The organism is Spirillospora sp. NPDC127506 (genome assembly GCF_040302145.1).
Lineage (GTDB): Bacteria > Actinomycetota > Actinomycetes > Streptosporangiales > Streptosporangiaceae > Spirillospora.
Map to the genome: position 1 here is coordinate 129,822 of NZ_JBEORG010000020.1, position 9,083 is coordinate 138,904.

A 9,083-nucleotide genomic window follows, 5' to 3' on the forward strand; every position below is an offset into this window, starting at 1 on the left:
GGTCGCCGCGTCAGTCCTTGCGGCCGGTGGCGGCGACGGTCACGCCCAGGCCGATCATCATCAGGCCGCCGGTGCCGCCGATCGCGGCGAGCCGGCGCGGGGAACTCGCGAACCACTCGCGGGCCGCCCCGGCGGCGATGCCCCACACGCTGTCGCTGAGCAGCGCGATGAGCCCGAAGACCACCCCGAAGACCATCATCTGCAGGGGCACGTGACCGTGCTCGCGGACGACGAACTGCGGCAGGACGGCGGCGAAGAACACGGTCGTCTTCGGGTTCGTGATCCCGACGACGAACCCCTGGAGGAGCGCGCGGCCACCGGTCCGGCCCGCTTCGTCCGCGCCGATCGCCTCCTGGAGCGAACGCCGGTGCCGGATGGCCTGCACCCCGAGGTACACGATGTAGACCGCGCCGACGATCTTCAGCGCGGTGAACACCACCACGGACCGCTCGACGATCGACCCGATGCCGACCGCGACGGCCGCGGTGAGCACGAACGCGGCGAGCACCCCGCCGATGACGCCGGTGAGCGCCGTGCGCCGCCCGTGCGCCAGTGCCCGCCCGACGACGAACAGCACGGACGGCCCGGGAATCACGATGATCACCAGCGCCATCGCCGAGAACGCCAGCAATTGATGCAGCGAAACCATGGATCGCACCTTACGCAGCCCCGCCGGCATCCCACACCGATTATTCGCCCGGGCGGGGTGTCCGGGGCCGGTCGGGGGAAGATCGTGACTTCGGTCGCGTTCGCGGCATACGTTCGGATCATGTCCGCCCCTGCCCATGAGGCGTCCGATCCGGCCGAGGTCGATGTTCCGTCCGATTCCACTCCCACTGGGCCGGCATGGCGGCCCGTGCTGCTGCTGGCCGGGGCGCTGGGGGTGCTGCTCATCGCCCTCAGCACGCGGTACGGCTACCACCGCGACGAGCTGTACTTCCGGGTGGCGGGACGGCATCTGGCCTGGGGGTATCCCGACCAGCCGCCGCTGCTGCCGCTCATCGCGCGGGCGGTCACGGCGGTGTTCGGCGACTCGCTCGTCGCGCTGCGCGTCCCGGCCGCGCTGTTCTCCGCCGCCGGCGTGCTCGTCGCCGCGCTGACGGCGCACGAGATGGGCGGGGGACGGCGGGCGCAGCTGCTGACGGCGGCGTCCTACACGGTGTGCCCCTTCGCCGTCGCGATCGGGCACACGTTCTACACGGCGACGCTCGACCTGCTGCTGTCGACGGCGATCGTGTGGCTGACCGTCCGGTGGGTGCGGACCCGCGACCAGCGGCTGCTGCTCGCCGTCGGCGCCGTGTCGGCGCTGGCGCTGAACGTGAAGTACCTGGCGGCGTTCCTGCTGGCCGCGCTCGTGATCGGGCTGCTGGTGTCGGGGCCGCGCGAGTTCCTGCGGCGTCCGATGCTGGCCGCCGGGATCCTCGTCGCCGTCGCCGCGGTCGTCCCCGGGCTGGTGTGGCAGGCGCGGCACGGGTGGCCGCAGATCGACATGGCGGGCGCCATCGCCGACAAGGGGGACTTCGCCGGACGGCCCGGTTTCATCCCGTTCCAGCTCATCATGACCGGCGTGTTCACGTCCTGGCTCTGGATCTACGGGCTGTGGCGGACGTACCGGTCGGACGACCTGCGCGAGTTCCGTTTCCTCGGGCACGCCTACCTGCTGCTCAACGTCCTGTTCCTGATCACCGCCGGCAAGCCGTACTACCTGAGCGGGCTGTGGGCGGCGCTGTGGGCGGCCGGGGCCGTGGAAATCGAGCGGAACGGCGCGCCGCGCGGGTTCCGCCGGCTCACCTCCGCCCCGGTCTACGTGATCACCGGGATCACGTCCGTCCTGCTGACGCTGCCCGTCTTCCCGGTGAAGTGGCTGGCCGACACGCCGCAGCCCGCGATCAACGCCGACGCGGCCGAGATGGTCGGCTGGCCCCGGTTCGCCGAGCAGGTCGCGGACGTCTACCGGTCGCTGCCGCCGGACGAGCGGCCGGCGGCGACGATCATCGTCGGCAACTACGGCGAGGCCGGCGCGATCGACAAGTACGGGCCCCGTCTCGGCCTGCCCCGCGCGTACAGCGGGCACAACGGCTTCTGGTACTTCGGGCGGCCGCCGGACACGGGCGGCCCCGCCATCGTCGTAGGCCCCGACACCGTCCCCGAGGGCGCCGGGCTGCACCGCTTCTGGTCGGACGTCCGCCCGGTGGCGCACATCGACAACGGCGTCGGGCTCGACAACCAGGAGCAGGGCAAACCGGTGTGGGTGTGCCGCGGGCAGCGCGCCCCGTGGACGCAGCTGTGGCCACGGATGAAGCAGCTGTCGTGACCGTCAGGCGGGCAGGACGTCCCAAGCTCCGCCGCGGCGCACCATCAGGTCGTGCGTGAGGAAGCTCCCCGCCGGGACGTCCCACGTGGGGTCGGAGGCGTCGCGGTCCCCGGCCCACACCTGCGCGACCGCCCAGCGCAGCTTGTCGACGCCGTCAGGATGGCCGGTGCCGGACGCCACGAACACGTCCCGCGCGGGCGCCGCCACGACGAGATCGCCGTCCACGTCCTGCGCGAGCTTCTCCAGGAACCCCTCGTCCAGCAGCAGGCCCGACTCCAGGGTGCCGCGCCCGGCCGTCCCGCCGAGCGACACGGTCACGGCGCGCACGTCCGGGTACCAGCTGAGGCTCAGCTCCGGGCGCAGGTCGCGCAGGTTGATCACCGCGCGGCGGCGCAGCTCGCCCGGCGGCACGCCCATCTCGGCGCAGTGCCGGCGCGCCACGTGCTCGTGGCGGCGGCCGGACGGCAGGCCCTCGTCGGCGATCTCCAGCGCGTAGGTGACGTACAGGTCGCCGGCGAACGGGTCGCGGATCGGCTCCTCGTCCGCGGGCAGCGGGAACTCCAGCTGGATCTCCGCGGGCACCCGCGCCTTCATCAGCGGGACGATCAGACTGGACCGCGGGTCGGTCACGGGACGTTCCTCCTGATGCCTGGTGCGGCCTGAGTGGATCACCTTACCGCCGTGGCGGGAGGTTCCGGGGCGCCACCGGGAGGGACGACGGGCAGGCCGCCGGGCGCTCCGCCCTCGATGATCCGCCACAGGGCATCGGTGTCCAGGTGCTGTTCTACGAGGTCGCCGAGCGCGTCCAGGGTCGCTTCTCGCAGCTCTTGGAACGACGTGTCGGGCGCCGGGGTGAAGTCTCTTCGAGCGTGCTGGGCCACGTCCTTGAGGAAGGCTCTTCTGAACCCGTCGTTCTCCATGGCGCCGTGCCATGTCGTCCCCCAGACGGCGCCTTTCCGGCAACCGTCCAGGAACGGCCGGCCCTGCGCCGTGACGACGCCATGGTGGATTTCATAGGCGAGGACATCCTGGCCATAAGCCTGGCCTGTGGGCCGCCCGAGTATCTTCTCTTCCCCGAATTCGACTCTCGCCGGCAGGAGACCGAGCCCCGGCATCGTCCCCTTCTTGGACTCGACGTCGTCCACGATCTCTTCGGCGAGCATCTGGTATCCGCCGCAGATACCGAGCACGGGCCGGCCTTCCTCGGCTCGCTTCTGGATTTCGGCGGCCATTCCCCGGTCGCGGAGCCATCCGAGATCGCTCACAGTGGCCCTGGTGCCCGGCAGCACCACGAGATCCGCCTCCGCGAGGTCCCCGGCGCTCGCCGCGTACCGGACGATGACGCCGGGCTCGCAGGCCAATGCGTCCAGGTCCGTGAAATTCGAGATGCGCGGGAACCTGACGACGGCGATGCGCAGCGTCTCCTTCCCGTGCGGGCCTTGAGCTTCCGGCCTGGGCGCGTCCAGGGCCAGGGTGTCCTCGGAATCGAGATAAAGGCCGAGCTTCCAGGGCAGCACGCCCAGCGTCGGCCGTCCGGTAAGGGCCTCAAGCTGCTCCAGCCCCGGCTTCAGCAGCTCGTACGCCCCCCGGAACTTGTTGATCACGAACCCCGCGATCAGGGCCTGATCCTCTTCATCGAGCAGCGCGACCGTCCCGTACAGGGATGCGAAGACACCGCCCCGGTCGATATCGCCGACGACGACCACCGGCAGACCGGCCGCACGCGCCAGCCCCATGTTCACGATGTCGCCGGCCCGCAGGTTGATCTCGGCCGGGCTCCCCGCCCCCTCGCACACCACGACGTCGAACTCGGACCTCAATTCTTCGAGGCTCTCAAGCACGACGCCTTTCAGCCATTCCTTGTGCGCCCCGTACTGCAGCGCATCGACCTCCGCGACGGGCCGTCCCAGAACCACGACCTGGCTGCGCCGATCACTCCCGGGCTTGAGCAGCACCGGATTCATCACGGCCCGCGGCTCGACCCTCGCCGCCTGGGCCTGCATGTACTGCGCCCGCCCGATCTCCGCCCCATCACCGGTCACCATCGAATTCAGCGACATGTTCTGGGCCTTGAACGGCGCGACCTTCACACCCTGCCTGGCCAGCCAGCGGCACACACCCGCCGTGACGACGCTCTTCCCGGCGTCCGACGTCGTCCCCGCCACCAGCAGCCCGCTCACCTCAGCACCCCGATGATCGCCGCCGCCGCGAACGTCACCGCCGCGGAAAGCCGGACGGCCCGCCTGATGTCCCTCACCTCGGGCGCCTTTCCGTCCCCCATCTCCGGCCGGTGCTCGACGCGTCCCCCATAAGCGTTGACACCCCCCAACCTCACGCCGAGTGCGCCCGCGAACGCCGCCTCGACCCGTCCCGCATTGGGGCTCGGGTGCTTCTTGCCGTCCCTCCGCAAAACCCTGTACGCCTCAGGCCCCCCGCAAAGCACCACCAACCCTCCGGTCACCCTGGCCGGAACCCAATTGGCGACATCGTCCAACCTCGCCGCCGCCCACCCGAACCGCTCATACCTCGGATTCCGGTACCCGACCATCGCGTCGAGCGTGTTGACGGCCCGATACATCAGCAACCCGGGAATCCCCGCCAGCGCACCCCACACAAGCGGAGCCACCGAGGCGTCCGACGTGTTCTCGGCGACCGATTCGACGACCGCCCGGCTCAACCCCCGCGCGTCCATTCCCTCAGGGTCCCGCGCGCACAAATGAGACAACCGCCCTTTGGCCCCGGCCACGTCACCCCGCTCCAACAAACGGGCCATGATCAGCCCTTCCCGTCCCAGCGACGTCCCGCCGAGCACAGCCCACGTGACCGCCGCAGTGGCCGGCCCGTGCAGACCAAACCGGCGGCTCACCCGCTCAATACCGACCCCGACCGCACCCGCGCCGCCCACCAGAACCCCGGCGTAGACAACCCCGCGCCACCGGGAATCCCCATAAACCCAGCGCTCGGCTACTGAAGCCACACGCCCGAAGCCCGCGACCGGATGCCACCGCCTCGGATCGCCCAGAAAGGCGTCCAGCACGACCCCGCCGACCAGCCCCTCAGCAGAGCCGCGCATCAAGTTCATCCCAATGCCTCTCAAGCCAGTCCTGCGCACGCCGAATCCGCGCCCCGGCACCACCGTCCCAGGCCCGCGCCCATCCCCCACCGCGCTGCGCCCTGGCCCGCATCGCCCGATAGGACCGCTCAAACCTCACCCGCGCGGCCCACAGCACGTCCCGCCGCACATCCCGATCCAGCCCGTAAGCATCACAGAAGACCTTGATCCTCCGCCCGACGTCGGCGCCATAGAGCAACGCGTCCCGATCGGCGGGATCCTCAATGGGCCCCCAATGCCGCAGTGCCGTGACAACGTCGAACAACCGCGTCGTGGGCCGCGCCAGATCGAAATCGATCAGGGCCACCGGCACGCCACCCCGGAAGACCACATTCTCCGGCGTGACATCGCAATGCCCGATGACCTCGGGCTCCCCGTCCAGATTGGACAGGTCCCCATCCCAGCCGGCGTCCGGCACACCGTAGGAGGCCACCGCATCGTGGTACCGCCGCAGCAGCTGCCCGACGCCCCGCAGCGCGTCCTCCGAAACCACGTACTCCGCCAGCGGCCGGTGCGGCGCCTCCCCCGGCACCCAGCTGAGCACCTCCCGCCCCCGCTCATCGACGCCCAGCACCCGCGGCGCCCCGTCGAACCCGACCGCCTCCAGATGCCGCAGCACCCCGTGCACAGCCGCACTGTGCGCCCCGAGCGGCCTCCGCACCGTCTCCCCGACCCGCACCACGCCCTCCGACACACCCCCGGAGAGCGACACCTCAACAGCCACAGCACCCAAAGATAGATCCCGAACGCCCACCCACGGCCACTCACGCGTGGTAACGGCGTTATAGATGTGGAGCTGGAGGACCCGCCCCCTTACACTGTGTCCCGGCGTCCCGCCGGGCGCCGGGCGCCCGTAGCTCAGCTGGACAGAGCATCGGACTTCTAATCCGACGGTCGCGGGTTCGAATCCTGCCGGGCGCGCCCTGCCTGACCTGCAGTCTTACCACTGCCAAGATCCAAAATTCTGTCCCGGTTCGTCCTCGTGTTCGCTCGATGTTCGCTCGGCTGTCGCGGAGCGATTCGCTGAGCCCTCCCCATCCTGGTTGACACCAACATCGAGCGGCCTTGGTCACTGCGCCGACGCGTCTGCGAATGCCGCGGCTGTGCGGGACTTTGGGGGTTGGCCGGCCGTCTGCCTGCGGCAGGCACTGGGGTCCGCTCCGACCTCCGGAGGTCGGAGCGGACCCCGGTGCCAAGAGTCTGCTGGTCAGCTTCTGCCGGTCATCGGTTCGACGTCTTCACCCGGTGGACGACACGGCCCGTCGCTGCCGTTTCGTTCGGCTCGGTCGGGTGCGGGCGTTGAGGATGACCGCGGCGGCGTCTTCAGCGGGAGGCTAGGGCTGCGCCAGCGCCTTCTTCTACTCGTGCTGGAAGAGCGTTCGGGCGGCGTGTTGATGGGCAGGAGGGTCTTGGAGTCCGATGACGACGCGTCCGCGCTGCTGTTGGAGCGGGCGGTCATGCGACCGCGGGGATCTTGGCGGCGATGACGTCGGTGCGCACCAGTTCGGGCGGCTTGGCGAAGTGCTCGGGGTTGGCCGCCAGACGCGCCCGTCCGGCTTCCAGGTGCCTCAGCCGCCCTTCTTCATGGGGGAAGGCGTCGACGACCGCATAGGTGGTGGGGCCCAGCCGCAGCGCCATCCAGACGATGGTGTCGTCCTCGGCGTTGATGGCCGGCAGGGCTCCGCGCAGTTGGGCCTCCACGGCCGACTCGTGCCCGGGCTTGGCCTCGATCCGCACGAAGAATCCGACAGTGATCATGATCTTGTTCCGCCTCTTTTTGACCTATGGGTAAAGAATCTGGGCATGGCGCCGCCGCGAACGCGACACCCGGCTTACAGTGCCGCGAGGGCGGCGTCGACGGCACGGAGCCGCCGCTGCGGTTCCCCTCCGGTCTTGGCGAGCACGTTCATGCCGACCACCACGCTCAGCAGCATTCCTGCGACCCCGTCGGGGTCGCAGGACGCATCGATCTCCCCGTTGCGTCGCGCGCGTTCGACCGCGTTTCGCAGGGCACGCTCCATCCGGGAGAAGACCGCGGAGACCACCTCGGTGGCGATCTCGTCCTTCCCGGCCAGTTCGGCCGCCGTGTTGACCGCCAGGCAACCGTGCCGGAGGGCGTCGTCCGGGACGGCCGCCATCCTCTGAAGAGCGGCTCGCAGCAGCGGTTTCACCGGACCGGGCCGCTCCAGGATCTCCTCGAGCGCCGCGACCCGCATCTCGCCGTAGCGGCGCAGCGCCATCTCGAACAGGCGGTGCTTGCTGGTGAAGGCGTTGTAGAGACTGCCTTTTCCGATGCCCAGTTCCCGCGCCAGTTCCTGCGGTGTCGTTGTGGCGTACCCCTGCCGCCAGAAGACCTGCATCGCCTGGTCGACCGCCACGTCCGGCTCGAACTGCTTTGGTCTGCCCATGGCAGGACCGTAGCGATTTTTGTCCTATAGGTCAAGAAACGGCAACGCCCCCCACCAGCGCCCTGACCACCTCACCGACGACGTGAGGTGCTACGGATCTTCCGGACAGACCCCAACCAGAGTTGAGGGAACCAGGAAGGCAGTGAGGTGATTCCAACCTGAGCGTGCAGGCACGGGCCGGTTGCAGGCGATGGACTTGGCCGGGGAATGAGTGAAGCTCCTGCCAGTCAGCACGGTGAGGACCCAGAGGACGGCATCCACGGTCCGGCGGCGGCAAGGTCGAGCGGTTCCACCTGGCCGAGAAGGCACGCGACCTGGGCACCGACGTCGTGCTGCTCGACCCCGCGCGCACCACACGGACGTCGCCGCACTCGCTACCGAGGCCGTGGCCTGCCGCGCCGACCTCCTCGGCGTCGCCGGAGGGGACGGCACGCAGGCGCCGTCGCAGCCCGGCACGATGTGCCGTTCATGGTCGTCTCAGCCGGAACCCGCAGCCACTTCGCCCTCGACCTGTCCGACCCCTCAACTTGCCTGGACGCACTCGCCGACGGAGGAGAACCGCGCGTCGACCTCGGCCGCATCGCGGGCCGCGCCTGGTCCTAGGGGGCCGAGCTTCGGCTGAAGATCGCCTACGGCCCCGCCGCGGACCCGGAAGAACTGCGGCGGCCCATCCAGGACGAGGCGATTCCGAGGCTCTGCGGCGCACTCGAACGCGGCTCGCTCCCCACCGCGGCGCGGCTGCACCCTCTGTCCGGAGAGCGGCCCGCGACCGTCATCTGGCGCCCTGGCCGGATCTTGGTCTCGGGGGCCTCCGGACGTCATTAAGATCCCCTGGTGATCTTCAAACGGTCTGTTGCGGCCGGTGGTCTGCTCTGCTTGCTCGTCCCCTCCGTGCTGGTCGGCGCGCCCCCCGTCGCCGCTGACGACGGCGATCCCGCGGAGCCGCCCAAGGTCGAACTGGTGCTGGACGTCAGCGGCTCCATGCGCGCCCGCGACATCGACGGGCTCAGCCGGATGGCGGTCGCCCAGCATTCCTTCGGCGCGGTGGTCGACTCCCTGCCCGCCGGCACGCAACTGGGCATCCGCGTGCTCGGGGCGCGCTACCGGTTCCCCGGCAGCCCCAAGGCCGTCGGATGCACCGATACCCAGCAGCTCTACCCAGTCGGCCCGATGGACAAAGCCCGGGCGAAGGCGGCGATCGCGACGCTGCGGCCCACCGGCTGGACGCCGATCGGGCTCGCGCTCCGCG

General features: G+C 70.2%; 10 protein-coding genes and 1 tRNA gene. 4 read left to right on the forward strand and 7 right to left on the reverse strand.

What is annotated here, in order from left to right:
• Positions 1–10: 10 nt before the first annotated feature.
• A complete protein-coding gene (locus tag ABTW95_RS20330; RefSeq protein WP_396445134.1) occupies positions 11–649 on the reverse strand; it encodes a LysE family translocator in 639 nt (212 codons plus the stop codon).
• Between the two features lie 120 nt (positions 650–769).
• Here ABTW95_RS20330 and ABTW95_RS20335 point away from each other — a divergent pair, with 120 nt between their 5' ends.
• A complete protein-coding gene (locus tag ABTW95_RS20335) occupies positions 770–2,314 on the forward strand; it encodes a glycosyltransferase family 39 protein (protein WP_500227092.1) in 1,545 nt (514 codons plus the stop codon).
• A 3-nt stretch (positions 2,315–2,317) separates the two neighbouring features.
• Here the strand turns inward: ABTW95_RS20335 and ABTW95_RS20340 are convergent, their stop codons facing one another.
• From ABTW95_RS20340 to ABTW95_RS20355, 4 genes are read right to left on the reverse strand one after another with little or no spacing between them, the layout of a single operon-like run.
• Entirely contained in the window at positions 2,318–2,944 is a 627-nt protein-coding gene (locus ABTW95_RS20340; RefSeq protein WP_500227093.1) for a DUF1444 domain-containing protein, read from the reverse strand.
• 38 nt (positions 2,945–2,982) lie between these two features.
• Positions 2,983–4,494, reverse strand: a complete 1,512-nt coding sequence (locus ABTW95_RS20345) for a cobyric acid synthase (protein ID WP_396445137.1) — start codon at positions 4,492–4,494, stop codon at positions 2,983–2,985.
• Positions 4,491–5,396, reverse strand: a complete 906-nt coding sequence (locus tag ABTW95_RS20350) for a cobalamin biosynthesis protein (protein ID WP_500227094.1) — start codon at positions 5,394–5,396, stop codon at positions 4,491–4,493. Before ABTW95_RS20350 ends, ABTW95_RS20345 begins: the two co-directional genes overlap by 4 nt.
• Positions 5,371–6,054 carry a phosphotransferase gene (locus ABTW95_RS20355; protein ID WP_500227095.1) on the reverse strand — a complete coding sequence of 228 codons (684 nt, stop codon included), beginning with the start codon at positions 6,052–6,054 and terminating at the stop codon, positions 5,371–5,373. The genes ABTW95_RS20350 and ABTW95_RS20355 overlap by 26 nt, the downstream gene beginning before the upstream one ends.
• A 219-nt stretch (positions 6,055–6,273) precedes the next feature.
• On the opposite strand from ABTW95_RS20355, the gene ABTW95_RS20360 reads away from it, so the two are divergent.
• Positions 6,274–6,347, forward strand: a tRNA-Arg gene (locus ABTW95_RS20360).
• 534 nt (positions 6,348–6,881) lie between these two features.
• Here ABTW95_RS20360 and ABTW95_RS20365 read toward each other — a convergent pair.
• Positions 6,882–7,184 (reverse strand): putative quinol monooxygenase, encoded by a 303-nt coding sequence (locus ABTW95_RS20365; protein ID WP_500227096.1) that lies wholly within the window; start codon positions 7,182–7,184, stop codon positions 6,882–6,884.
• A 74-nt stretch (positions 7,185–7,258) separates the two neighbouring features.
• The gene (locus ABTW95_RS20370) at positions 7,259–7,834 is read right to left on the reverse strand and encodes a TetR/AcrR family transcriptional regulator (protein WP_500227097.1); all 576 of its coding nucleotides are present in this window, start codon (positions 7,832–7,834) and stop codon (positions 7,259–7,261) included.
• 468 nt (positions 7,835–8,302) lie between these two features.
• Between ABTW95_RS20370 and ABTW95_RS20375 the strand changes: the two genes are divergently transcribed.
• Together ABTW95_RS20375 and ABTW95_RS20380 are read left to right on the forward strand one after the other, a co-directional pair.
• Positions 8,303–8,437, forward strand: coding sequence for a hypothetical protein (locus ABTW95_RS20375; RefSeq protein WP_500227098.1), 135 nt, complete (start codon positions 8,303–8,305; stop codon positions 8,435–8,437).
• Between the two features lie 231 nt (positions 8,438–8,668).
• On the forward strand, positions 8,669–9,083 hold a 415-nt coding region (locus ABTW95_RS20380; protein ID WP_500227099.1), incomplete at its 3' end, for a vWA domain-containing protein.